Genomic DNA, 434 nt, shown 5'->3' with positions numbered 1-434 from the left:
GAAACCTGGGTGCTCGCTGACGCAATCGAGCCTGGGCTGGCCAGAAAATCCGCCGAAACAGGCAATCGCCCTGGAGAACGGGTGGCGCGAATGCGCGGCCACGTCGGCCGCTATCGCCAGCATGGTCGGGTCGATGGACGCGGCGTTGATCAGCCGCGGCTGTCCAAGCGTCAGCGTTCCGGTCTTGTCGAACAGCGCCGTGTCGATCGCAGCGAGTCGCTCCATCGCCGACCCGTCCTTGACCATCACGCCGTTCTCGAACAGCCGTCGGGCCGCGACCACCTGCACGATCGGGACCGCCAGACCGAGTGCACAGGGACAGGTGATGATGAGCACGGCAATGGCGATCGTCATCGCCAGATGCCAGTCGCCCGTCGCGGCCATCCAGCCAATGAACGTCATCAGGGCAGCCAGATGCACGACCGGCGCATAGA

Annotated in this window: 1 protein-coding gene; it reads right to left on the bottom strand. The window is 65.2% G+C overall.

The window, feature by feature from the left end; all coding sequences use genetic code 11:
- Positions 1 to 434, bottom strand: a 434-nt coding sequence (locus tag EOA75_RS33730; RefSeq protein ID WP_164747803.1) for an HAD-IC family P-type ATPase, incomplete at both ends; no start/stop codon positions are given.

The sequence above is a fragment of the Mesorhizobium sp. M1A.F.Ca.IN.022.07.1.1 genome, from assembly GCF_003997575.1.
Taxonomy (GTDB): domain Bacteria; phylum Pseudomonadota; class Alphaproteobacteria; order Rhizobiales; family Rhizobiaceae; genus Mesorhizobium.
This window is presented reverse-complemented; position numbering and strand designations above follow the sequence as displayed.